Origin of the sequence: Chryseobacterium phocaeense (assembly GCF_900169075.1) — a bacterium.
Lineage (GTDB): Bacteria > Bacteroidota > Bacteroidia > Flavobacteriales > Weeksellaceae > Chryseobacterium > Chryseobacterium phocaeense.
This window is the reverse complement of the sequence record NZ_LT827015.1, coordinates 1,421,925-1,447,104: the sequence shown is the minus strand read 5'-3', so window position 1 is coordinate 1,447,104 and position 25,180 is coordinate 1,421,925. Positions and strand designations below refer to the sequence as shown.

The window sequence follows — 25,180 nt, the reverse complement described above, 5'->3', positions numbered from 1 at the left end:
AATTACAAATCTTTGGTTTTAAATTTTATTAATATTGCTCTCGATTTTATCTAAAGCCAACTGAATTTCTTCCTGGGTAACATTCAGATGAGGTCTGAAACGAAGGGACTGATCTCCACACGGAAGAATAATCAATCCGTCTTTGAAAAGCTCGTTCATCAGGTGATTTCTCTGCTCTGCTGAAGGAAGATCAATGGCACACATCAACCCTCTTCCTCTTGCATTTGAAATCTTCTCAGGATATTTCTGAGCTAATTCTTTTAATCTTTCCAACAGATAATCTCCCACCACTCTTGCGTTTTCTACAAGATTTTCTTTTTCAATCACTTCCATCACCAGCTGGAAACGAAGCATATCAATAAAGTTTCCTCCGAAAGTGGAATTGATCCTTGAACTTTCTCTGAACACGTTATTCGGAATCTGGTCGAATTTTTCTTTGTTCGCTAAAACCCCGCAAACCTGAGCTTTTTTCCCGAAAGAAATAATATCCGGTTTTGCTGTGAAGTGCTGGAATGCCCACATTTTTCCTGTAATAGCGATACCGGTCTGCACTTCATCAAAGATCAGAAGGATCTCATTCTGATCACAAAGCTTTCTTAAACCTAACAGGAATTCGTCTCTGAAGTGGTTATCACCACCCTCAGCCTGAATAGGCTCAATGATGATGCATGCCACTTTATCAGGATTCATCAGGATGGCTTCTTCAATTTGTAATAAAGCAAGTCTTTCATTCTTGATGGTTTCCTCCAGATTCTCTTCCGTGATCGGGAAAGTCAATTTCGGATTCAGGATCCTTGGCCATTCAAACATCGGGAAATACTGATATTTTCTTGGGTCTGAAGTATTGGTTAAGCTTAAAGTATAGCCGCTTCTTCCGTGGAATGCCTGTCTGAAGTGAATACAGATCCCGGCTTCCGTCTGAAGTCCTTTTTCGAAGTTCTTACGGGTTTTCCAGTCGAAGCAGGCTTTCATAGCGTTTTCTACGCCTAAGCTTCCTCCTTCAATAAAGAAAGCGTACTGCAGTTCTTCAGGAATCACTACCCTTTCAAAAACTTCCAAGAAGTGAGCGTATTCCTCAGAATATACATCTGCCAGTGTAGGTTTATTAACCGCCATTCTCCCCAGCCATTCTGATCTTTCAACAAGATACGGATGGTTGTAGCCAATGGAAGCTGATGCAAACATAGAGAACATATCCAGATACTCTTTGTCTGTTAGTTTGTCATACAGCCATGATCCGTGGGATTTTTCAATATCCATCACAAAATCAAAGCCGTCTGCCAGAACGTGTCTTCCTACTGTTTCCTTTACTTTATTAGCTTTTATATCAATTGTTTGTTCCATAATTAATTGTGTTTGATTTAAAAATTGAATGAATAAAAAGATTTAAACATTCCAGGTTATTAATTTTTAAATTCTTAAATCTTTAGATAATTTAAACTGAATTTTTACAAATCAAATTTAATCCCCTGTGCCAAAGGAAGCTGAGTTGTATAGTTTATGGTATTGGTTTGTCTTCTCATGTAGTATTTCCAAACGTCTGATCCGGATTCTCTACCGCCTCCGGTTTCTTTTTCACCGCCGAAAGCACCTCCGATTTCCGCACCGGAAGTTCCGATGTTTACGTTCGCAATACCGCAGTCTGAACCTGCGTGAGAAAGGAATAATTCTGCTTCTCTTAAGTTCTGGGTCATGATAGCCGATGACAGTCCCTGAGGAACATCATTCTGGATGGCAATAGCCTCGTCTAATGTTTTATATTTGATCAGATACAGGATCGGCGCGAAAGTTTCGTGCTGAACGATCTCGTAAGAGTTTTTAACTTCTGCAATACATGGCTTCACATAGCATCCGGATTCGTAATCTTTTCCGCTTAAAACACCGCCTTCAACTGCAAATTTTCCGCCTTCTTTTTTACATTTTTTGATCGCCTCTTCATATTGGTTCACAGCATCCGTATCGATAAGTGGTCCTACATGGTTGTTCTCATCTAAAGGATTTCCGATTTTCAACTGTCCGTAAGCTTTTACCAGTCTGGTCTTCACCTCGTTGTATACGCTCTCGTGAATGATCAGTCTTCTTGTTGAAGTACATCTCTGTCCTGCTGTTCCTACCGCTCCGAAAACGGCCCCGATGATTGACATATCAATATCTGCATCTTTAGAGATAATAATGGCATTGTTTCCACCCAACTCCAGGATAGATTTTCCGAATCTTTCCGCTACTTTAGAAGAAACCATTCTTCCTACTCTGGTAGAACCTGTGAAAGAAACTAAAGAAACCCTTTTATCATCTACCAGTTTCTGCCCGATCTCATGATCAGCAACCAGTACGCTTGAAATACCTTCGGCAAGATTATTCTCCTTTAATACTTCAGACATAATGTTCTGACATGCAATAGCGCATAATGGTGTTTTTTCTGACGGTTTCCAGATGGTAACATTTCCACAGATCCAGGCTAAAGCAGTGTTCCAGGCCCATACGGCAACCGGGAAGTTGAAGGCTGTAATAATTCCCACAACGCCCAGCGGATGATATTGCTCGTACATTCTGTGACCCGGTCTTTCCGAATGCATGGTATACCCGTGAAGCTGCCTTGATACCCCTACTGCAAAATCACAGATATCAATCATTTCCTGAACTTCACCCAGACCTTCCTGAAGGGATTTACCCATTTCATAAGAAACAAGTTTTCCAAGGTCATCTTTATATGCTCTTAATTTCTGGCCAAGCTGCCTAACGATCTCCCCTCTTTTGGGAGCAGGGATCAATCTGAATTCCTGAAACGCCTTCTGAGCCGCCTCAATTACTTTGTCATAATCACTTTCTCCGGAAGTCTTAATTTTAGCAATTAGTTTGCCGTCTACGGGTGAAAAACTCTCTATGGTTTTTCCCGAAGCAAAATATTTACCGCCCACTGAAGTCCCTTTGTTTTCTTCTTTAATACCAAGGTTTTTAAGTGTTTTTTCGATTCCGAAATCCTTTACTTTTTTAGACATAAAATGTTTACTTTTCGTTTCCTCTAAAGATAGAAATATTATGCGAACCTCAAAATTTTAATTTTTAGGATGTTTTTTATTTGGACTAATTATAAACATGCTTATCTTTGCAGGGTAATCTTTTTACCATCAGACATGGAAAATTCATCAGAAAATAACAATTCAAAGTTTAAGAAGTGGTTTAAGCGTGTAGGCTGGGCTGGATTTGCTTTTTTCACCATCAAAGGTTTGATTTGGCTCGTGATATTCTACTTCGGAGCAGATACACTTCAGAGTTGTATTAAATAAAAAAGCAGAGAAAATTTCTCTGCTTTCTTTTTGTATAAGGTTACCTGAAGGTTATTAAGTTATACGCTTACGCCTCACTCTTCCTCTTTCTTTTTCCTTCCCGAATTCACCAGACTCTGGTGCAGCAGAAACTCGATCTGCCCGTTTACGCTCCTGAATTCGTCATTGGCCCACTTTTCCACAAGTTTATAAGTAGACTCATCAATCCTGATGACAAATGATTTTTTGCCTTTGTTTTCGGGAATTTTTGGAGTTTTTTCCGGTTTCATTTTCTTGATTTTTAATAATTGATTTTAACGGAAAGTGCGTCTGAACGCTCATCGTGATAAAATTTTATTATTAATTCATTCTTACATTTTCAGATTTTAGTTGTACAGTGTTCCTGCATTTAAAATCGGGGTTGCCGCTTTTTCACCGCACAAGACCACCATTAAGTTGCTGACCATCGCTGCTTTTCTTTCGTCATCAAGCTCTACAATATTTTCTTCCGACAGTTTTTTCAAGGCTAAATCTACCATTCCCACTGCCCCTTCCACAATTTTGGTTCTGGCTGCCACAATAGCTGTTGCCTGCTGCCTCTGAAGCATCGCACCAGCAATTTCCGAAGCATACGCCAAGTGGGAAATTCTCGCTTCCTGAATTACAATTCCTGCTTTTGCAAGACGGTCCGTAAGCTCCTGCTCCAGAATTGAATTGATCTTGTCACCTCCTTCCCTTAAAGTAATGGGGGCATGATCATCTTCTAAATTATCATATGGAAAGCTCATGGCCAAATGACGTACAGCCGCTTCACTCTGCATTCTTACAAAATCCGAATACCGCTCAACATCAAAAGCCGCCTTGTACGTATCTCCTACTTTCCATACCATCACCACTGCAATTTCAATGGGATTACCCATTTTGTCATTCACTTTCAATGTCTGTCCCTGAAGGTTTTCAGAACGTAATGACATTTTCTGTGATGAATACAATGGGTTGATAAAAAACAATCCGTTATCCTTTACTGTTCCTACATACCTTCCGAAAAAATTCAACACCCTTGAGTGGTTCGGCTGAATGATCATCAATCCTTTGAGAAAGAAACAGAACAGTAAAAAACAAAGCATCGAGATAATCACATACGTAATACTCTGCTCAACTCCGGAAATAAAAAAATAGATGGCACCTGCAAATAAAACCAGGCAGATCACCAGGGCAAGATAGCCCGACATGGGCTTTAATACTTTTTCCATGATTGCAATTTTTAATTTGATATTAATTTGATATCATAAAGATATAAATAAGTTTGGAATTATGAGTGATTAGTGATGAGTTTTTTTGATTTAAGAAATTAGAGGTTAGAAGTTAGATTTTAGATTGTCGCAAACCACAACCAGTACCCCGAATCTTGAATTCCAGATCATAAAAAAATCCCGGAAAAAATTCCGGGATTTTAATTATTATAGATATAAGTTTTATTTTTTATTCAATGTTTTAAACTTAAAGTATGAAACGGCTGATAAAAGAATCATAGTTCCCAATCCGATGTATACCCATGCCGGAACCGGAACCGGATCTCCTGCTGCATAAGAGTGAAGTCCACTCAGGTAGTAATTCACCCCGAAATACGTCATTACCATAGAACAGAATGCAAACATTGTTGCTACATGGAATGCCCATCTGCTTCTTAATCCCGGAACCAATCTCATGTGAAGGACGAAAGCATATACCATGATAGAAATGAAAGCCCAGGTTTCTTTTGGATCCCAGCTCCAGTATCTACCCCACGATTCATTCGCCCAGATTCCTCCTAAGAAGTTTCCAACGGTTAAAGCAAACAACCCAATGGTTAATGACATTTCAGAAACAATAGCCAATTCTTTCAAAGTGGTATCATGATGAAGCTTGTAAGCATCTTTGTTCGCAATGATAAAGAACACCAGAGAGATCACTGCAATGATCATCGAGAGGGCGAAGAATCCGTAACTGGAAGTAATAATCGCTACGTGAACAATCAGCCAGTAGGATTTCAATACCGGAACCAGCGGTGTAATCTGCGGATCAAGGGCTGAACCTCCATGCGCAAATCCCATCATAATAACCGCAACCATAAATCCGGCAGCAGGAATCAATGCATTGGCATTTCTGTACAGGAGAAGCCCTGCAGTGATACCCACCCATGAGATAAAGATAATGGCTTCATATCCGTTACTCCATGGTGCATGTCCTGAAATATACCATCTTGCTACAAGGCCCAGGAAATGACATAAATATCCTACCAGACCAACAGCAATGATTATTTTAATGATTTTATTTAAAAGCTTATTGGATTTGAATAATTCCACAAACCCTAAGATCAGAAGAAGTCCTCCAATTATAGTATAGAAAATCAATAGTTTGAAGTTAATGTTCATGGTGTTCATGAACACTTCAAGATCTACTTTGGATTTTGCAGGAACTACTGCTTTCCCCCATTTCTGCTGGTATTCTGACAGTTTTGCCAGTTCAGCATCTGCTTTGCTCCAGTTTCCTGTTTTCTGAGCGGTAAGTGCTTCTGCAAAATAAGGTCCCATTACCTGCTGTGATTCCATATCCGGCTCGAATTTCTGGTCAAGCCATGAGTGCCATGTGTGGTTAGCATCATTTTTCACCGGAACAATTCTCATAAACTGACCGCTGAAGAATTCGTTAAAGATCTGTACTCTTTCATTTACAGAAATTACTTCTTTATCATAATTGGTCTGCTCAGAAGGCTTTTTACGGAATGCAATGTTGTAGTCTTGCTCGAGGATATATGATAAATTTCCGTTAGCATCTGCAGGGAAAAGATTCATCAGTGACGTATAGCCTTCCTCATTGGCTTTTGTTTTATTTTTTAATTCATCTCCCCCTTTTGTCCCTACTTTGATCATGGGAACCATGGTCCAGCTTGGCGTATCTGTATTGACTGAAAGAAACCATTGATTGGCATTCATTGTTTTTATTTCTGCAAGACCCAGTTTGGCCAAGAATTTTTTCCAGGGGCTGGCATCCTCAGTAAAACTATCTTTTTTATACAGCTTTCTTAAAACATCAAGTGCTTCTGTGTTAATAGGAACAATCCTACCATCAAAATTCTGTACCAGAAGATACCCGAATTTGTCTGCGTGCTCTTTGCTGATCCTGTTTCTCGCAATGATTTCATCGGGAGAGATCGATTTCATTCTGCTCAGCGGAGCCGCCAATGAATTCTGTTTCGGAGCAGCACCATCAAGTGGCTGGGCGCCTGGAGCCGGAGTGTGGGAATGATTGTCTCCTTCCACATGAATATGCTCTCTGCTTCCGTCGGTTGTTCCGTGAGTTTCTATTTTTTGTGCATTTAAGCCTAAACTCAGCATCACTAAAAGAACTGCAGCTGCTTTCTTTTTATTAACGTCCGTCAGCATTTTATTCAGTTTCCAGAAGTGCGTTCCTTTCCAGAAGAAGATCACAAACATGCCTAAGAATAAAAGTCCGTATCCGATATAAGAAATAAGGGTTCCCCAGAAATCATGGTTCACGGAAAGTACAGTTCCCATTCTGTCCGGATCAAAGCTGGACTGGAAGAAACGGTATCCTTTATGGTTCAGAACGTGGTTCATATAAATTTTATAAGGGGTTTCTTTACCTTCGTCAATGATTTTTACGTGGCTCTCGTATGCACTCGGAGATGAACTTCCCGGATAGGTTTCCATTACGAAATCATCAAGTTTCAGTGCGAAAGGGGTATTGTATACTTTAGGTCCGAAACCTACCATAATATTCAGCCCGTCCATCGTTACCTGTTTAAAGGCATTCGGGTTTCCTTTTTCTACGGAAAGATCTACCATTTGTTTTGTTTTCGGGCCCTGAAGCTCTACTCTCAATACATCCGGCACCATGGCGTCTTTCTTTTTGTCGCCTTCGAAAGCCATCAGTCTTCCTTTTTTAAGTCCCTCAGGAACAACCAGTTTCAATTCGTTGATCGTATATAAACTTCTCAGGACTAAAGGCTGGAATTCATCCTTTTTGGTGCTTCCTGTAGCCTGTGTTGCCATGGTCATAAAAGCCGCATCCACAGGAGTTTTAATGAATAATTTTCCGTCTTCTTTTTTAAATTCAACGGCACCTTCAATTGCTCTGTTGAATGTTACTAAAGTTCCGTTGATTGACTTTGTTTCCCCCGGTTTGATGTAAATATTCTGTCTTCCGGTAGTTCCCGTAGAAACCAAATGCAGGTATTCTGCGCCGTTGGGCTCAGCAATCAGACTGTCTTTTTTTCTCTGGATATAGTCTTTGGCAAAAACCTTCACTTCTTTTCCATGGAAGTCATAAGTGGCATTAAAATCTTTATGCAAGGGAGACATCAGATAAGGAACATCCTGATAGTTAAGAACATCTCCTTTTTCCTCAATCTGGATCTTAAAGAAATTCTTATCCGTTATAATTTCATTGGAAGTTTCCCCCTCCCTGATGTGCATGGTGCCTTCAAAACTGATATATCTTGTGATAGCCCCTCCAATAAAAATAAAGATAAAGGCAAGGTGAAATACCAGAACAGGCCATTTTTCTCTTTTCCACAGTCTGTATCTTCCGATATTTCCCACGAAATTAAGAATAAGCAGAAACATGATTAATTCAAACCATTTTGCTTCATAAATTAAGGCTTTGGCTGTAGGAGTTCCGTAGTCGTTTTCTAAGAACGTTGCATAGGCCATCGCAAATGCATACACCAGTAACAGCACAGCCATTGTTCTGGTTGAGATAAGAATTTCTTGGAGCTTCTTCATGATTTATTTTACTTGACATGCAAAAATAAGGATGATAAACTACAAAGAGGCTAAAAAAAGCTGTTTTTTGTCATTTTAAGGCCTATTTCGGTTATTTTGAACCGTTCTTAATAAGGGGAATTTTATTAGGAAAAATTCAATTTTTAAAATCCCGGAATTCCGGATTCAATATGCCTATATTCATGATCGAGTGCCTCTATCCTTTAAACTGTATCATTATACGGTATTTATCACTTCTCCAGAGAAGTCTTTTTCCTGATTTTGCTTAAAAACTCATGGGTAATTCCCAGATAAGAAGCAATCTGCTGCTGGGTGAGCTTTTGTTCAAGTCCCGGATATTTTTCCAGAAACTCCAGATAACGCTTATCCGCTGTTTTTCCGGTTAATGAAAGTATCCTTCTCTGCAAAGCCACCGAGGACTGCTGGTTCATCATTCTGAAAAGCTTTTCTATCTGTGGTAGGGTTTTATACAGTTCTTCCTTATCACTTTTTGAGATCATCAAAGCTTCACTGTCCTCAAGGGCTTCTATATTCAGGATGCTTGGCACATGATTGATCAGGCTGTCGATATCGGTGATCCACCAGCCTTCCAGAGCAAAATAGAGGGTCTGTTCCTGCCCGTTTTCATTCAGATAGTATACTTTGAAACAGCCATTCACTACAAAACCTTCAAAATTGCAGTACTCCCCTTCAGTGAGGACCCTGTCTTTTCTTTTAAATGTCTCAAGCCGGAAAGGCCTGGTAAACTGCTCAAATTCAACATCTGAAAGTTCAATATATCTGCTTATGCTGTTACGAAGAATGTTAAACATGACTCAGGATTGTATTTATAAGACATAAAGATACCCAAAATACGGATATCCTTATGATTCGTGTTATGAAATGAAATCTATTGTCCGGCCAGGAAATCTCTGGTGTTTACCACCTTCGTATACAAGCCTCCCAGTGCCGATATGCCCGCCAGAAATGATTTCTGCACTTCTGCTGCTTTTACCACCTGACCGTTCAAATCTCTGTCCCGTGTTGCGGTAGCGTCTCCAATAACAGAATTGCTGAATCCAAGGTCAAAAGCTGCTCTTGTAGTGGCATCTACACAAACATCCGTCATCATTCCTGTAATAACAAGATTTTTGATACCGTTTTTCTGAAGATAATCCAGTAAATCCGTTTCCCGGAAGCTGTTGGGGAAATGTTTTATAATTACTTTTTCATTCCCCTTTGGAGAGACCCGGGGATGAATTTCAGAACCGGAAGTATCCGGAAGAAAAAAATCTGCGCCTTCATTCACGGCAATATGCCTGATATGAATTACAGGAAGGCTGTTCTTTCTGAAATAGTCCAGAATCTTTTGGGTATTGCTGCCGGCTGCTTCGGCCCCGGCCAGTTCCATTTTTCCTCCCGGAAAGTAATCATTCTGAACGTCGATAATTAATAATGCTGCGTTTTCCATGGTTCTTTTTTGTTGTGCATTGATGGTTAATACTGAAAATAAAGCAAGACATAATGCCAATGTGTTCCTGAATACATTTTTCATTTTTTTTTACATTTTTAAAATTTATGGAACAAAATTAGCGGAGCTGTTATAACCAGCATTTGAACTAGTTCAAAAAACAAACATTATTATTGCATTTTAGTGAAAAATTAACAAATAAAAGACGAGGTAATTTTAAAAAATAACCCTAAATTACGCTATCTTTTGAACAAAAAAAGATTCTATTAATGTTGAAAAAACATTAAATTTGCCCACATTGATATTATGGATAAAAAGACACAGACAAAACCGACGGAATCGCCTGATAAAGGCAAAATCTTATCTAAGCCACGTATATTTTTCGGGCTTACTTTTATACTTTTTTCTGTCGTTCTGGCATTTTCCTTCATTTCTTATCTGATGAACTGGAAAGCAGACCAGAGCCAGGCAGGTACTATGACCGACAAGACGATTAAATCTTCCAATATTTTTGGGAAAGTCGGTGACTGGCTGGGGAATATTTTTATATTCGAAAGTATAGGAATTGCCTCATTTATTATTGCCTTCTTATTTCTGGTTGTGGGAACCCTTATCCTTAAAAAAAGAACATTTAAGCCATGGAAAACCATCGGGCACTCTCTGTTTTTCATCTGCTGGCTTCCTATTTTTATGGGTGCAGTGACCAAAGGACAAGGGGTTCTGGGAGGTGTATACGGCTATCAGATCATGGATTATCTGAATGCCATCATCGGACCGGTAGGTCTTTGGGTAGTATTGGCTGCAAGCATTCTGTTATATTTTATTCTGGAATTCAATCTTCGTCCGAGCTCTATTAAGTCTAAACTGGACAAGATCAATGAGAACACCATTGGCAAAGTAAAATCTATGATGCCGAGTTCAGAAGAAAACTTTGAGGCGGATACGGAACTGGAAGAGGAGATCAATGAAAACCCGAATATTACGGTTACCGACGTTAATGACAAACCAAAACCAAAAGAACAGCAACCGGTAAGCGTTCCGAAAGGATTTCCGGAAGTTCAGCCTGTAACAGACCTTGAAACGATCGTTACACCTAACCAGACTTCTTTTGAAGAAGAGGAAGAAAAACCGGTCAGCTTAAACCTGAATACCAAACCGTCCTTCCCTACCTCTACGCCTGAACAGGCTTTTGACATAACTCCTGTAAGTCCGGCTGTTACTCCCATACCTCCGGTTACACCGCCATCATCAGCTCAGGATAATATTAAATTTAATGTTGAAGTAGCCCCGGTAATTGATATCCTTGATGATTCAGACAGAAAATCCCAGGAGCTGGTAGAAAAACACGGACTGTATGATCACAAGCTTGATCTTGCCGGTTTCCAGATGCCGACTGTAGAACTGCTGAAGGATTACGGAAGTGAAGAAATCTCCATCAATAAAGAAGAACTGGAGGAAAACAAAAATAAAATTGTAGGACTTTTAAAGAACTTCAACGTTGGTATTTCCGAGATCAAGGCTACGATCGGGCCAACGGTTACTTTATATGAAATTGTTCCTGAAGCGGGAATCAGAGTATCTGCTATTAAAAAGCTGCAGGATGATATTGCATTGAATCTTTCCGCTCTAGGGATCAGGATTATTGCACCGATGCCCGGAAAAGGAACGATTGGTATTGAGGTTCCAAGGAAAAACCCGACTATGGTTTCCATGCGCTCCGTGATTGCTTCCCATAAATTCCAGAATACGGATATGGACCTTCCGGTGGTTTTCGGAAAAACGATTTCCAACGAGGTATTCATGGCGGACCTGGCCAAAATGCCACACTTACTGATGGCAGGTGCTACCGGCCAGGGTAAATCTGTAGGGATTAATGCGATCCTTACTTCCCTTCTTTATAAAAAACACCCGAGCGAACTGAAATTCGTCATGGTGGATCCTAAAAAAGTGGAACTTTCATTATATTCAAAAATTGAAAGACATTATCTGGCTAAACTTCCGGATGCTGATGAAGCCATTATCACAGATACCAATAAAGTGATCAATACCCTGAATTCCCTTTGTATAGAAATGGATACAAGGTATGACCTTCTTAAAAATGCATTCTGTAAAAATTTAAAGGAATATAATAAAAAGTTCTCGGAAAGAAAACTAAATCCTGAAAACGGACACCGTTTCTTACCTTATATTGTTCTGGTAGTAGACGAATTTGCAGACCTTATCATGACCGCTGGAAAAGAGGTTGAACTTCCGATTGCCAGACTGGCACAGCTTGCAAGAGCCGTAGGAATTCATTTAATTGTTGCTACCCAGAGACCATCCGTAAACGTAATTACCGGTATGATCAAAGCTAACTTCCCGGCAAGGGCAGCCTTCAGGGTAATCTCAAGTGTGGATTCAAGAACCATTCTTGACTCACCGGGAGCAGATCAGCTGATTGGTAAAGGAGATATGCTTTATTTCAACGGGAATGAGATCTTAAGACTTCAGTGTGCATTCGTAGATACCCCTGAAGTGGAAAGACTTGCAGAATATATTGGTGAGCAGAAAGGTTATGCTTCAGCATTCCTTCTTCCGGAATTTGTATCTGAAGATTCCTCAAGCAGTGTGGGAGCTTTCGACCCGAATGAAAAGGATGCTTTATTTGAAGAAGCTGCAAGAATCATTGTTTCTACTCAGCAGGGATCGACATCCATGCTTCAGAGACAGCTGAAACTGGGTTACAACAGGGCAGGAAGAATCATGGACCAGCTGGAAGCCACGGGTATTGTAGGAGGATTCAACGGTGCAAAAGCAAGAGAGGTGATTATCAGTGACCTTCATTCTTTGGAACAGTTTTTGGAAGATCTGCGTAATTAAGGGAAAAATGCTTCATCAGTTAACCCCTGAGGCATAAGAATGTATAAAAGTTTATTCAATAGAAAAATGAAAAATTTAATTTCAAAAATCATAGTCGGAAGTTTTGTAGTAGGTGCGGTAGGATTGGCAGAGGCACAGAAAATTGATGCAAAAGCGAAAAAAATCCTTGACGATATTACAGCCAACTACAATTCCAAAAAGAATTCTTATTTCAAGTTTTCTTTCGGAACCGGCGTAAACGGACAGGTAACCAAGACAGAACCCGGAATTTACTATTCTGCCGGTGATAAATATAAGCTTAAAATCATGGATACGGAACAGATCTTTGACGGAAGCAAGATTTACAACATCAACGCAGATGATATGGAAGTGACCATTGCAAAGCCTAACGGAAGCAGCAGCATGTTCTCCCCTATCAACTACCTTACCACCTATAGAAACGATTATAATGTAACCTATAATGGTAAGAAGAGTGTGAATGGAGTCAATGCCGATTTTATCAAGTTAACTCCTGTAAAATCCAACGGGATAAAATACGTTTATCTTTTTGTAGATTCTGCAAAGAAACAAATGGTAAAACTTGAGCAGCACGGAAACAATAAGGACGTTGCCGTAATTGCCATAAAAGAATACAAGGAAAACCAGGAGCTGGATGCCAATATGTTTGTTTTCGATAAGAATAAATTTAAGAATTACGTGATCACGGAATTGTAATTAGAAAAAGGCTAAAGGGCAAAATGGCGAAAAGGCAAATTTGCAGATTCGTTTACAAGCTTTCTCAGCTTTCTTCGCCTTTTTGCCATTTAGCCTTTTCGCAATTTCGCCCTCAAATAAAAAGTAATAAAAATTACAGAGCCACAAGTAAACTTTGTGGCTTTTTCATTAATTTTGGCGCATGTTAAAAATACTAGACCGATATATTATAAAAACCTTCTTTGGACCGTTTTTCTTTATATTCAGCGTTTTGTTTTTCATCTTTATTGTAAACATTATCTGGGTTCAGCTGGGGCAGTTCATGGGAAAAGGATTAAGCTACTGGCAGATCCTCAAGCTTCTGTTTTATCTTGGGGTGAGTGTAATCAGTATGGTGCTTCCGCTTACGATCCTTCTGGCAAGTATTATGTCTTTCGGTGAATTCGGGGAGCGGTATGAGCTTGCGGCGATGAAAGCAGCAGGGATTTCCCTGACCAGGGTAATGGCCCCTCTGATGGGAGTAGCTACCGTGCTGGCAGTCATGCTGTTCTTTTTCTCCAACAATATCATTCCTGATTTCCAGAAGAAAGCGAAGAACATGCTTTTCAATATTGCGCAGACCAAGCCGGCCCTTAACTTTACACCCGGACAGTTTATTGACCAGATCCCCGGATACATGGTGAAATTCGACAAAATCTATGGTGAAAACGGAGAAAGTATTGAAGGCGTTTTTGTCCACAGAAAAGCCAGCACTTATGAAAACCAGCAGTCTATTGTAGCGGAAAAAGGAAAATTTGTTCCTGCAGCCAACAAAAACTTTCTGAAGCTGGAACTGTATAACGGGTATGTATTTGAAGATAATTTTGCAGGAAAAGGTGAAAATGTAAGGCTTAAACAACCGGATCAGGCCATTAAATTTGATACGCTGGTTTCCCACTTTGACATCAGTGAGATCATCAATAAAGCGATTGAGAAAGAGCAGATCACCGATGACTACCGGTTCCAGACCTATGGACAGCTCAACGCAACGGTTGCCAAAAACAAGACTGAGAATAAAACATTTTTTTCCAATATCAGTGACGATGTCCTGAGCCAGACCAATTCGGTGATCACCTATATGGACAAAAGCAAGTCCAAGGCAGTTCCAAAAGAGCAGGTGAAACTGGATACCGTAAAGGGCGAAAAGAAGATGCAGATTATTTTTAATGCCTACAACAGACTGGAAAACCTGAAAACAACCAGTGAAGGTAAAAAAGCTGAATTCAGTTCCAATATAAAATATTTCAGCAAAGTGGTGATCTACCAGCAAAGGATTATCTCTTATTCCGTAACGTGTATTATCTTTTTCCTGATCGGAGCGAGTTTGGGATCTATCATCAGAAAAGGGGGAATGGGACTTCCGGTAATCATTGCCATTGTGATTTTCATTGTTTTCTATGTAATGAACCTTGGTATTGAGAACATCGCATGGGGTGGCGGAATGAGTCCATACCTTGCAGCGTGGCTTCCCAATCTTATCCTTCTGCCTTTCGGGGTTTGGATGACTTATAAGGCACTTACCGATTCCCAGCTATTTGATGCAGAAAAATATAAAGCATTCTTTAAACCAATTACCAGAAGGTTCTCAAAAAATAAAGAGCATAAAAGGTATCAATAACATTGATTTATTTAAAGATTTAAGAATTTAATTATTTAAAATTATACTGGCCCGGAATTCCGGGTCTTTTTTATTGAGGCCTGTGGTATTTATTTCATTTGGTACCCGGTGATAAAAAGCTATATTTACGCAAAATTGTTAAAAACGATAATTACATGAAGAAAGTACTACTACTTAGCCTGTTTGCATTAACGTCATTCAATGCTTATGCCCAGGAAGACAATACGGATTATGAATTGAGAGCGGATGAAAAATATGGCTACATCATTGACAAAAGCGGCAAAAAGACCGAAGGAATCGTAAGATTGAACGGAGATGCCATGAACCCGTGGAGCAACCAGAAAAAGGTGAAATTCGTGGCCGTGTCTGATATTGACAAATCTAAAAAGAAACAGAAGTTTAAAACCCTGGATACGGACGACATTAAAGAATACGTAGCCTTTGATGAAAACAATGATGAAAGACATTTCGAAATGATTAAGTATACCAATACCAAAGAAGGCTTCAATACGGCAACCGGAGGGTTAAGCGGAAACCTTAAAGCCTTCAACAACCTTACTAAAAGCACCCAGTTTGCAGAAGTGGTTAAAGACGGTAAAATCAAAGTATACAAACTCTACGGCTACCCTACTACGTTTTCTGCAGGCGGCCAGATTGCTGTAGCCGAAAAGGAAACCGAAAGAATGAGACAATTTCCATCTTATATTTACTCTAAAAAAGGAGGCAAGATAGAGGAACTTACCCTGGCTAAAGCTAAAATGATCATTGCAGACTGCAGCTATGCAAAAGGCAAGCTGACCAGTGGCTCTTATGCATCTCTTAAAAACGATGAGAAGAAAAGATCAGGACTTGGAAAACTGATCAAAAGCCAGATTGATGATGTAATGTCAAACGTTCCTGAAATTGTAGAGGAAGTAATTACTGATTACAACGAAAACTGTAAATAAAATAAACAAAAGGCTTTCCATTCGAAAGTCTTTTTTTATGGAAATGATTTTTCGTACTTTTATTAACCATCAAATCAAAATTACTTTATGAAAACGATATTCTTTACCGCCATCCTCCTCCTTTCCTTTTCATGCAAAAAGGATCAGAATAAAACGGTACTGCCGGAACCTGTTTCAAACGACAGCCTTGCGGTAACAAAAGATACGACTCAAGCTGAGCAGATTGAAAATATTTCAGATCCTATAGAAGAGATAAAAAAAGAATATGCGGTTCTCCAGGGACAGCTGGAAGCTAAAAAATTAGGCTCCAAGGGCTTTACCTACAATTGTAATGAAGAACCTTCGGGAGAAGTGAAATTCTATTCTGATAAAGATGAAATTAAAGTGATTGAGCATTTCTATGCGGAACACAGTCATTTTTCAGCATCCGAACGGTATTTTATTAAAAACGGAAAACCATTTTTTATCTTCAGGGAAGAAACAGTCTGGAATTTTGACGGCGGAACTCCGGAAAAGCCCATCACAAAAGATGACATCACAGAAACACGCATCTATCTGCAAAATGACAAGCCATTGAAATGCCTTCAGAAACAATACAGCATACGGTCAGATAACAAACAAAAAAATGTTGCAGATCAGACTGCCGGTAAGGAAATCAAATGCAGCGTGGATGAAGTCCTTAAAACCTATCAGTCTTTATTGAAACACAAAGACCAAAAAGGAGAAATACAGTGTCTGTAAAAACAAAAGAGGCTTCATAGGAAACCTCTTTTTTATTTTAAACTCTGAAATTACACTTTCATAATTTCAGCTTCCTTCGTCTTAAGATGATCTTCACAAATTTTTACATATTTGTCAGTATATCCCTGGATTTCTTCTTCCACCCCTTTTACAACGTCTTCAGAAACTCCGTCAAGTTTTTTAAGTTCTTTCAACCCGTCCTGTCTTGCGTTTCTAATCGTTACTTTGGTTCCTTCAGTCTCTACTTTGGCCTGTTTTGCCAGTTCTCTTCTTCTTTCCTCTGTTAAAGGCGGAACATTCAGGATAATGTTTTCACCGTTATTAGATGGTGCAAACCCTAAATTTGAATTGATAATTGCTTTTTCAATGGGGCCGATCGCTGTTCTGTCCCAAGGTTGAATAGAAATGGTCATGGCATCCGGTACAGAAACATTCGCAACCTGGTTAATAGGAGTTGGAGCTCCGTAATATTCTACCATTACATCCTGAACCATTGAGGTAGAAGCACGTCCTGCCCTGATTCTTTGAAACGCATGATCCAGGTGCTTCACAGCCGCATCCATGTCCTGTTTTACAGATTCTAATATAAGATCTAATTCTTCCATTATATAGTTAAAATTTGATAAATTACACATTTTTATAAATGATGATCAATAAGTAATGAGTAATAAGCAATGAGTAATCTCTAAATCTCTAAATCTTTTAATTTTTAAATCATTAAATATTTAAATCTTCAATCATCCTCCTACCTGATTACAAATCAACCAAAGTTCCTACATTCTCTCCATCTACAATTTTCTCCAGATTCCCATCCTTATTCATATCGAATACAATGATAGGCAGTTTATTTTCGTGGCTTAAAGTGAAGGCGGTCATATCCATTACTTTAAGGTTTTTAGCATACACCTCGTCGAATGACAGGGAATTGTATTTTACGGCATCTGCATTTTTTTCAGGATCGCTGTCGTAGATTCCGTCTACTCTTGTCCCTTTCAGAATTACATCTGCACCAATTTCTATAGCTCTTAAGGTAGCAGCTGTATCCGTTGTAAAATATGGATTTCCTGTTCCTGCCCCGAAGATCACTACTCTTCCTTTTTCAAGGTGTCTTACGGCTCTTCTTTTGATGAAAGGCTCCGCTACTTTATCCATTTCGATTGCAGACTGAAGTCTCGTTTTGATTCCCGCATCTTCCAGTGCTCCCTGAAGAGCCATCCCGTTGATTACAGTGGCCAGCATTCCCATATAATCTCCCTGCACTCTGTCCATTCCTTTCGCAGCACCTGCGACTCCGCGGAAAATGTTTCCTCCTCCAATGACAATCGCTACCTCACAGCCTTTTTCTACTACTTTTTTGATCTCAGCAGCATATTCCTGCAGTCTTTCATTGTCTATACCATATTGTCTGTTCCCCATTAAGGCCTCGCCACTTAGTTTCAGAAGGATTCTTTTGTATTTCATCTTTATTTTTTAATAAACTTACCGGAGCTGTTTCTCCGAAATTTGATTTTGCAAATATAATCATTAAAAATATTGAAAAAAGAAAAATATTTACGCAGAAATAATGTCAGAAATATTTTGATAAGTACGAAAAAGGATTATTTTTGCATTAATTATAAATTGAATTGAAGAAAATTGTCATTTTTTCATTATTTCTGACAGGAATTGTTTCTTATGCTCAAATAGGAACAAATGTTTATCCTTTCTTAAACATCCCTGTATCTGCCCGGCAGGCTGCTTTAGGCGGCGATGCAATTTCCATCAGAGATCATGATGTTTCCTTTGCTATTGCAAACCCGGCCCTTTTAAATAGAGATTCAGACAAACAGCTCTCAGTGAACGCCGCAACTTACCTTGCAGATTCCAAATACGGTACCATAGCCTATGCCAGAGATTTCGACAACGGGCACATGGCTACCATCAATGCCAGGTATATGAGCTACGGAAGTATTCCCAGAACCGACGAAAGCGGCTATGAAAACGGAGAGTTCAAAGCTTCGGACGTTGCAATTGGCGCCGGTTATGCTTACCAGTTTGAAGAAGACTGGACGATTGGCGGGGGCATCAATTTCATCACTTCTAAAATTGACACCTATACCTCTTCTGCAATTTCAGGAACCGCGGGAGTAACCTATCATAATAAAAAGAACAAGGAAGTCCTTTCCCTGGTCCTTAGAAATTTCGGTTTCCAGCTGAAATCATTTAACGGGACTACAGAAAATCTTCCCTTCAGGATAGATTTGGGTTATACCAGAATCCTCAAAGCGATTCCTCTGGCCATTACCATTACCGCCCACGATCTTCAGAGGTTTGATATTTCACAGGAATATAATGTGAATGGTCAGGAAGTTGGCTTTGGAAGAAAACTGGCAGATCACTTTTCTGTGGGAGCAGAACTCTTCCCGGAAAAAGCGTTCAATATCAGGCTCGGATATAATGCAAAAAGAGGAAATGAACTGGCTGTGGCAGACCAGAGAAACTTTTCCGGACTTTCCGGCGGATTTGGAATCAAACTGAGAAGATTCCGTATAGATTATGCTCATATCCGTTATCATAATTCTTCCAATGTGAATCAGATAGGGGTTTCTATGGACCTTAGCAGCCACGCGGGAGAATAATTCACCAACAAAAATCTGTAAAACAAAGTAGATTTTTTTCTGTACAACCTTGGTTTTTTAAAAAAAATCTTGAAATTTGCGGTATGAAAAAACCTGTAATAGCTATCGATGGGTACTCGTCTACCGGAAAAAGTTCAATCTCTAAGGTCATTGCCGATAAACTGGGTCTTATACACCTGGATACCGGTGCACTTTACAGAGGCGTTACCTGGTTCGCATTACAGAACTGCACAGACGCGAATGATGAGGTTGACCTTCAGAAGCTGTTTTCCTCACTGGACCAGATAGAGCTTGAATTCAGGAATGATCATGGCGAGCTGGTTTTGTATCTTAATCATATTGATATTTCCAAGCAAATCCGAACCAATGAGGTTTCGGACAATGTAAGTGTAGTGGCTAAACAGAAAGAAGTAAGAGATTTTCTGCTGAGCTCCCAGCGGTCATTGGCAGAAAAAGGCGGTATTATTATGGACGGACGTGACATAGGGACAGTAGTTCTGCCAGATGCGGACTATAAGTTCTTCCTTACGGCCAGTATAGACGAAAGAACCAACAGAAGATATTTTGAACTGGCAAGATTGGGAATACAGGCGGACCGGGAACAGGTAAAACAAAATCTTATAGACCGCGACAAGATCGACAGTGAGAGGGAAATAGCCCCTTTAAAGCAGGCTGAGGATGCCATCGTAATCGATAATACAGCGCTTACGAAAGAAGAAACGATTGATCTTATTTTATCCTATATCAAGAAGATTTAACAATTTTTAATAGGCATATTCCCTCCTTTGGTATGCAAATTGTACATTTTAAGTCAGTAAAAAAACTAATATTTATTAACTATTAAAAAAGCGTAAAATGTCGAAAAACGGAAAAAATACAGCAGGTATATTGGCAGGACTTCTTGCAGGTGCTGCAGCAGGTGTAATCTTAGGAATGCTTTATGCTCCTGAAGAAGGTAAAGAAACCAGAAAAAAAATCAAAAACAAAGCTGAAGATTTAAAAGATCAGGCTAAAAACAAGTATGGTGAGGTTTCTGAACGAGTGAAAGATCAGTACAGCAATATTTCTTCTACTTTTAAAGAAACAGCGAGCAGTGTAGCTCATACTGTAAAAGACGGTTATGACAAATATAAAGATCAGATTGTTTCCAAAACTGCAGATGTAGTAAAGGATGTAGAAACGGAGCTGAATGATCTTAAAAAATAAATAGTTTATTTTTTGAGTAAATTATGGGAAGGAACTTTTTGAAAGAAGTTCCTTTTTTTGTAACTTTAAAAAAAAACAATGATAGAGACTATTAAAGAATATGCATCAAAGAGAATAGATCTTCTGAAAATAGAAGCCACCGAAAAATCTTCTCTTTCTGCTGGGCTCATTACCTACTTTGTAGTGCTGCTAGTTGCTTTTACTTTTTTTATTATCCTTTTTAATTTTGGTATCGCATTTCTTATCGGCAAAGCACTGGATAATACTTCCTATGGATTTCTCATTGTTGCAGGGTTTTATGTAGTGATCATGGGATTTATTATTTCTTTCAAAACAAAAATTGTCAATATGGTGGCAGACCAGGTTATTAAATTTTTAAATCACTAAACTATGGGTAGAAAGTACGAAAGCATTGACGAATTAAGAAGAAAGAAAAAGCTGCTTCAAGGCGAGATCAATGACCTGGAAAATCTTCTTACTTTTAAAAATACGAAAGAAAGCCTGAGTGCCTTCACAAACGGTCTTTCAGATCAATATCTGCAGGAAAAGGTAGATGAGGACGGTGATGAAAAGGTAGTGATCCGAAAAGATGTTATCGCCAAACAATTAACCTCTGAGGTAAAAGATCTCTTTATTAATAAAAATACGGCTGTAGGCATTGCAAGTACTGCACTAGGTGGTAATGTAACGGACAGCCTGATCAAACTGGGTATCACAGCAGTAGTAGGAAATTATGCCAAAAAGAGCATGAAAAGCCCGAACTGGAAAAGAAAACTTCTAGGTGCGGCTATGATCTACCTCGCTCCTATTGCCCTGAAATACGTCAGAAAAAAACTGGAAGTGTATCAGAAGAATAAGAGTGTTTCCAGCATGGAACAGTTAATCTAGAAACTAGAAGTTAGATATTAGAAATTAGTGAGCCGGTGCAAATAACTTTCATTTCTTGCAAGTAAAAGTATTTTATTAACCGAAATTACTAACCTCTAATATCTAACTTCTAACTTCTATTTAGAAAACAGCTGCCCCAGAATAATCCCCGCGGCCATAGAAACATTCAGGCTTTCTGTAGACTGGGATTTTCCGAATCTAGGGATGGTGATGCATTGCTGCAAGAGCTTTTCTGTTTCCGGCCTCATGCCGTTTCCTTCATTTCCCAAAATCAGATTGAGTTTTCCTGGTTTTTCAAAAGTATAAATGTTCTCCCCTTCCATATCTGTTCCGATATTGATATTCTCTGTTTCAGAAAGATACTCCACAAGGTTGGTATATACAATATTCACTCTGGTAAAGGAGCCCATTGTGGCCTGGATCACTTTAGGATTATAAAAATCTACCGTGTCTTCACTGCAGATAATCTGCTCTATTCCGAACCAGTCTGCCAGGCGGATAATGGTTCCCAGATTTCCCGGGTCCTGGATTCCGTCAAGCACCAGCTGAACTTCTTTATCCTGCATTTTCTCATCTTCAGCAAGATAGCAAACTGCCACGGAATCTTTCGGGGTTTTCAGGAAACTGATTTTTCTCAGCTCATTTTCAGTGATCTGGATTACAGGGGCATCAGTCCGGTCCAATTTTTGCGGATCGGTAGAAAATATTTCTTTAACTTTAAAATTAGATTCAGAAAGTTCACAAATGATTTTATTACCTTCAACCAAAAACAAATTGTATTTTTGTCTGAACTTCTTTTTATCTAAAGACTGTAAAACTTTTATTGTATGAGCTGTAAGCATTATAAGAATTCTCCTCAAAAATATTATAAAATTATCTCATTTGCAACATTTGTTGGTCTCCTTTATGCGTGCAGTACAACTAAAAAAGTTCCTGATGGTGAATATCTGCTTACTAAAAACAACTTTGAGTTTGAAGACAAAAAAGAATCTTTCGATGAGGAACTGAAAGATTACGTTCAGCAGAAGCCCAATAAAAAGCAGCTTCTTTTCATGCCATTGAGTTTAGGATTCTATAATATGGCCAATCCTAAATACGATACTTTACTAAATGAATACATGACCTACCCAAGTGAAATGAGAAATCAGAAACTGAGAGATTCTCTTTTCATTAAGTACGATATGAAAAGCAGTATCGGAAAAACTTTGTTTTTAGACCGTCTGCTTCACAGCTGGGGAACACCTCCTGTCATCCTGGATCAGACCAGAAGTGAAAAAAGCACGGAATCTATTAAAAAAAGATTGATCTACAGAGGTTTCTGGGACGCAGATGTACATCTTAAGCATGCCATAGATTCTGCTTCCAAGAAAGCGGCGGTGAATTATTTCGTTAAGCATAATGAACCCACCTATATTAAAGATTATTATTACAACATCACCGATCCTTACGTTAAAGGACTTTACTGGCAGAAACTAGACAAAAGCCTTATCAGATCCGGTCAAAGACTTGATCAGACCGTTCTTGAAAAAGAAGTGACCCGAATCAACGAGCTGATGCGGGAAAACGGATATTACAGATTCAACAGCACCAATGAAGAGGTATATTTTGTTGCAGACTCCCTGAAAAGTAAAAAACAGGTTCCTTTAACTTTAGAAATCCATAAAGATTCTGCTGACCACCGGTATAAAGTAGCCACCATAGGAAATATAGATGTGGCTATTGTGAACGAAGCTGGCGATTTTCCGAAAAATACAGTTAAAGACAGCTTAAGAAGAATCAGGTTTCATAAGGTAGATGAAAGCTATAAAACATCATCTTTATGGAGAGCCGTAATCGTAGACCATAAAAAGGTATATGACCAGAAAGCCCTTGATCTTACCAAGCGGAATTTTATTGCTATGAATAACTTCAGTATTATCAAGGCCAGGGATTCCCTGAGAAGAGGCGGAACTATGGCCCCTAATGACAGTATTGTTGATGTTCTGTATGTATTGAAACCTCTTCCGAAATATGAACTGAAACTGGGAACGGATATCAATTACTCCCAGCTTCTGAATCTTGGGGTATCACCATCTGTAGACCTTACCACAAGAAATGTCTTTAAGGGAGCGGAAAACCTTTCTACGAGCATATCCGGAACATTTGGGTCCATAAGAAGTACAAAAAATATTGATAAAAGAGAACTTGCTTACGAGATTTCAGCGCAGGCTTCACTGAATTTCCCGAGACTTCTTCTGCCATTTGATTATTACAAGCTTCTTCCAAAAAGATACACCCCTACTTCTTCTATCCTTCTGGGAGCATCGGTACAGAATAATATCGGTTTGGGAAGGGTTAACTTTAATACCGGCCTGAATTACCAGGCCAATGTGAATGACCAGGTTTCGCACAGGCTTACCCTTTTCAACACCCAGGTCAGTCTTACGAAAAACAAAGATGCCTATTATGATTATTTTGCCAATGACGCAGTCATAAAGGACGATATGTTCGCTAATTATTTTGCTTACACTTCTAATTCCTCGGTTCCGGAAATTGCGAGCATTGAGAACAGATACCGTTCAGGGCAGCTTAGTATTGATGATGTTTCAGAGATGATCCTGAAAGACATTCCTTACTACACCACACTCGATAAAAAAGGCCAGGATCTCCTGCTGGCATTTATGGGATCGCTGGTGAATAAAGACAGGCAGACACAGGATATCCTGATTTCCTCCATGATCTATAATTTTGTATATAATGAGATCGGTAAAAAAGATTACCCGAATGCTTTTTATTTTAACGGAAAAGTAGAACTTGCGGGTAACATTTTAAGTATATTCAATCAGAAAAGGGATGCCGGAGGTGTTGTCACCAACCCTCAGAGAACTATTTTCGGTCTACCTTACGCCCAATTCGTGAAATTTGATATCGATACCAGGAAATATTTTAAGTTCAACGGCAATCAGACCTTGGTCTTACGTCAGTTTATCGGTGTGGGTATCCCTTACGGAAACTCTACGGACATGCCTGTGATCAAATCTTATTTCAACGGTGGATCCAATGATATCAGGGCCTGGGTAGCCTTTGGAGGACTAGGGCCTTCAGATTCACAGATCGACGAAAGAGTGCGTACCTATATGACAAACAATGTAAAACTGACCACGAATATAGAATACAGGATTCCTTTTAATGAAATGTATGAAGGAGCTTTATTCACAGATATAGGAAACACATGGAGCCTTAGAAAACCTGATGGAAGCGGAGGCTATGGAGATGAGTTTAAATTCAATAAGTTTTTAGGACAGATGGGGATCGGAAGCGGATTGGGATTAAGGGTGAATGTAGCTTATATCACGTTCAGACTTGACCTTGCCTATAAAATCTATGACCCGAATAAACCTGATGGCGACCGATGGAGATTTAAGAATTTCCAGCCTTTCAAACCTACCCTGAATATCGCATTCGGATATCCATTTTAATCAGGAGAAATTCCCAGAATAAAATATACCACAGCAATCACCCGGGCGAGGATTTCCCTCGCCTGGTTTCTGTAGTAGCTTTCCGGTTTGGAGACATCCTGGGCATCAAATCCCAGGGCATTCATATTGTTGTTCCTTGCAAAAAACAAGGCCCGGAGATTATGGAACCCCTGTGAAACAATGATCACATTTTTCTTTTTATACACATCTTTACAGCGTAAAATACTTTTATAGGTATTAAAGCCTTTCGGGTCTTCAATAATAATATCTTCCGGAACACCTTCCTGTTTGACAAGATAACTTTTCATGGCAGCCGGCTCGTTATAGCCTTTGCTTTTTTCGCCACTTACAATAATCTTTTTAATTTTTCCGTGATGATACAGGAGTGCAGCTGCATCCATTCTTTTGGTAAAATAAGGATTAGACATGCCGGATCTCATCTTTGGGGAAGTTCCGAGGACCAAAGCAATTTCACGCGGCGGAATTTTTGAGATCTTGGTATAGGTACGCCCGTTGGTAAGCCCGAAAACCCAGGCATTGCAAAGGCATATCAGCAGAATTCCTATTTCTGCTGAGACAAAACCTAAGTTAAATATGTTCCTGACAACTC

Annotated in this window: 22 protein-coding genes; 11 read left to right on the top strand and 11 right to left on the bottom strand. The window is 39.3% G+C overall.

The window, feature by feature from the left end:
- Positions 1-18: 18 nt before the first annotated feature.
- From lat to B7E04_RS13130, 7 genes are all read right to left on the bottom strand, one after another.
- Complete coding sequence (gene lat, locus B7E04_RS13165; RefSeq protein ID WP_080779073.1) at positions 19-1,344, bottom strand: L-lysine 6-transaminase; 1,326 nt, start codon at positions 1,342-1,344, stop codon at positions 19-21.
- 104 nt (positions 1,345-1,448) lie between these two features.
- Positions 1,449-2,999 carry an L-piperidine-6-carboxylate dehydrogenase gene (amaB, locus tag B7E04_RS13160; protein WP_080779072.1) on the bottom strand — a complete coding sequence of 517 codons (1,551 nt, stop codon included), beginning with the start codon at positions 2,997-2,999 and terminating at the stop codon, positions 1,449-1,451.
- A gap of 362 nt (positions 3,000-3,361) precedes the next feature.
- Positions 3,362-3,556 (bottom strand): type II toxin-antitoxin system antitoxin, encoded by a 195-nt coding sequence (locus B7E04_RS13150; protein WP_080779070.1) that lies wholly within the window; start codon positions 3,554-3,556, stop codon positions 3,362-3,364.
- Between the two features lie 96 nt (positions 3,557-3,652).
- On the bottom strand, positions 3,653-4,519 hold the full coding sequence (locus B7E04_RS13145; protein WP_062654164.1) for an SPFH domain-containing protein: 867 nt from the start codon (positions 4,517-4,519) through the stop codon (positions 3,653-3,655).
- 222 nt (positions 4,520-4,741) lie between these two features.
- Positions 4,742-8,053, bottom strand: a complete 3,312-nt coding sequence (gene ccsA / locus B7E04_RS13140) for a cytochrome c biogenesis protein CcsA (protein ID WP_080779069.1) — start codon at positions 8,051-8,053, stop codon at positions 4,742-4,744.
- Positions 8,054-8,283: 230 nt separating this feature from the next.
- The gene (locus B7E04_RS13135) at positions 8,284-8,865 is read right to left on the bottom strand and encodes a Crp/Fnr family transcriptional regulator (protein WP_080779068.1); all 582 of its coding nucleotides are present in this window, start codon (positions 8,863-8,865) and stop codon (positions 8,284-8,286) included.
- Positions 8,866-8,942: 77 nt separating this feature from the next.
- Entirely contained in the window at positions 8,943-9,587 is a 645-nt protein-coding gene (locus tag B7E04_RS13130; RefSeq protein WP_080779067.1) for a cysteine hydrolase family protein, read from the bottom strand.
- Between the two features lie 222 nt (positions 9,588-9,809).
- Between B7E04_RS13130 and B7E04_RS13125 the strand changes: the two genes are divergently transcribed.
- The 5 genes from B7E04_RS13125 (at position 9,810) to B7E04_RS13105 (ending at position 16,400) form a co-directional block, all read left to right on the top strand.
- Positions 9,810-12,362, top strand: coding sequence for an FtsK/SpoIIIE family DNA translocase (locus B7E04_RS13125; RefSeq protein WP_080779066.1), 2,553 nt, complete (start codon positions 9,810-9,812; stop codon positions 12,360-12,362).
- A gap of 66 nt (positions 12,363-12,428) precedes the next feature.
- Complete coding sequence (locus tag B7E04_RS13120) at positions 12,429-13,076, top strand: outer membrane lipoprotein periplasmic chaperone LolA1 (protein WP_080780682.1); 648 nt, start codon at positions 12,429-12,431, stop codon at positions 13,074-13,076.
- 181 nt (positions 13,077-13,257) lie between these two features.
- Positions 13,258-14,712: an LptF/LptG family permease gene (locus B7E04_RS13115; protein WP_080779065.1), complete on the top strand. Its 1,455-nt coding sequence runs from the start codon at positions 13,258-13,260 to the stop codon at positions 14,710-14,712.
- 155 nt (positions 14,713-14,867) lie between these two features.
- Entirely contained in the window at positions 14,868-15,659 is a 792-nt protein-coding gene (locus B7E04_RS13110; protein WP_080779064.1) for a hypothetical protein, read from the top strand.
- 87 nt (positions 15,660-15,746) lie between these two features.
- Positions 15,747-16,400, top strand: a complete 654-nt coding sequence (locus B7E04_RS13105; RefSeq protein WP_080779063.1) for a hypothetical protein — start codon at positions 15,747-15,749, stop codon at positions 16,398-16,400.
- 50 nt (positions 16,401-16,450) lie between these two features.
- On the opposite strand, the gene frr is transcribed toward B7E04_RS13105, so the two are convergent.
- Together frr and pyrH are read right to left on the bottom strand one after the other, a co-directional pair.
- Positions 16,451-17,005 carry a ribosome recycling factor gene (gene frr, locus B7E04_RS13100; RefSeq protein ID WP_080779062.1) on the bottom strand — a complete coding sequence of 185 codons (555 nt, stop codon included), beginning with the start codon at positions 17,003-17,005 and terminating at the stop codon, positions 16,451-16,453.
- 148 nt (positions 17,006-17,153) lie between these two features.
- Complete coding sequence (gene pyrH / locus B7E04_RS13095) at positions 17,154-17,861, bottom strand: UMP kinase (RefSeq protein WP_040999212.1); 708 nt, start codon at positions 17,859-17,861, stop codon at positions 17,154-17,156.
- A 164-nt stretch (positions 17,862-18,025) separates the two neighbouring features.
- Between pyrH and porQ the strand changes: the two genes are divergently transcribed.
- From porQ to B7E04_RS13070, 5 genes are all read left to right on the top strand, one after another.
- Positions 18,026-19,018: a type IX secretion system protein PorQ gene (gene porQ, locus B7E04_RS13090; RefSeq protein ID WP_080779061.1), complete on the top strand. Its 993-nt coding sequence runs from the start codon at positions 18,026-18,028 to the stop codon at positions 19,016-19,018.
- Between the two features lie 83 nt (positions 19,019-19,101).
- Complete coding sequence (gene cmk, locus B7E04_RS13085) at positions 19,102-19,776, top strand: (d)CMP kinase (RefSeq protein ID WP_080779060.1); 675 nt, start codon at positions 19,102-19,104, stop codon at positions 19,774-19,776.
- A 97-nt stretch (positions 19,777-19,873) separates the two neighbouring features.
- Positions 19,874-20,224 (top strand): YtxH domain-containing protein, encoded by a 351-nt coding sequence (locus tag B7E04_RS13080; RefSeq protein WP_080779059.1) that lies wholly within the window; start codon positions 19,874-19,876, stop codon positions 20,222-20,224.
- Between the two features lie 78 nt (positions 20,225-20,302).
- Entirely contained in the window at positions 20,303-20,611 is a 309-nt protein-coding gene (locus B7E04_RS13075; RefSeq protein WP_080779058.1) for a phage holin family protein, read from the top strand.
- A 3-nt stretch (positions 20,612-20,614) separates the two neighbouring features.
- Positions 20,615-21,112 (top strand): phosphoribosyl-ATP pyrophosphatase, encoded by a 498-nt coding sequence (locus B7E04_RS13070; RefSeq protein WP_080779057.1) that lies wholly within the window; start codon positions 20,615-20,617, stop codon positions 21,110-21,112.
- Between the two features lie 116 nt (positions 21,113-21,228).
- On the opposite strand, the gene B7E04_RS13065 is transcribed toward B7E04_RS13070, so the two are convergent.
- Positions 21,229-21,954, bottom strand: coding sequence for a TrmH family RNA methyltransferase (locus B7E04_RS13065; RefSeq protein WP_080779056.1), 726 nt, complete (start codon positions 21,952-21,954; stop codon positions 21,229-21,231).
- Between B7E04_RS13065 and tamL the strand changes: the two genes are divergently transcribed.
- Positions 21,940-24,570 (top strand): translocation and assembly module lipoprotein TamL, encoded by a 2,631-nt coding sequence (gene tamL / locus B7E04_RS13060; RefSeq protein WP_080779055.1) that lies wholly within the window; start codon positions 21,940-21,942, stop codon positions 24,568-24,570. The two genes, B7E04_RS13065 and tamL, sit on opposite strands and share 15 nt — an antisense overlap.
- Here the strand turns inward: tamL and B7E04_RS13055 are convergent.
- Entirely contained in the window at positions 24,567-25,166 is a 600-nt protein-coding gene (locus tag B7E04_RS13055; protein WP_165439494.1) for a SanA/YdcF family protein, read from the bottom strand. The genes tamL and B7E04_RS13055 overlap by 4 nt on opposite strands.
- Positions 25,167-25,180 lie beyond the last annotated feature (14 nt).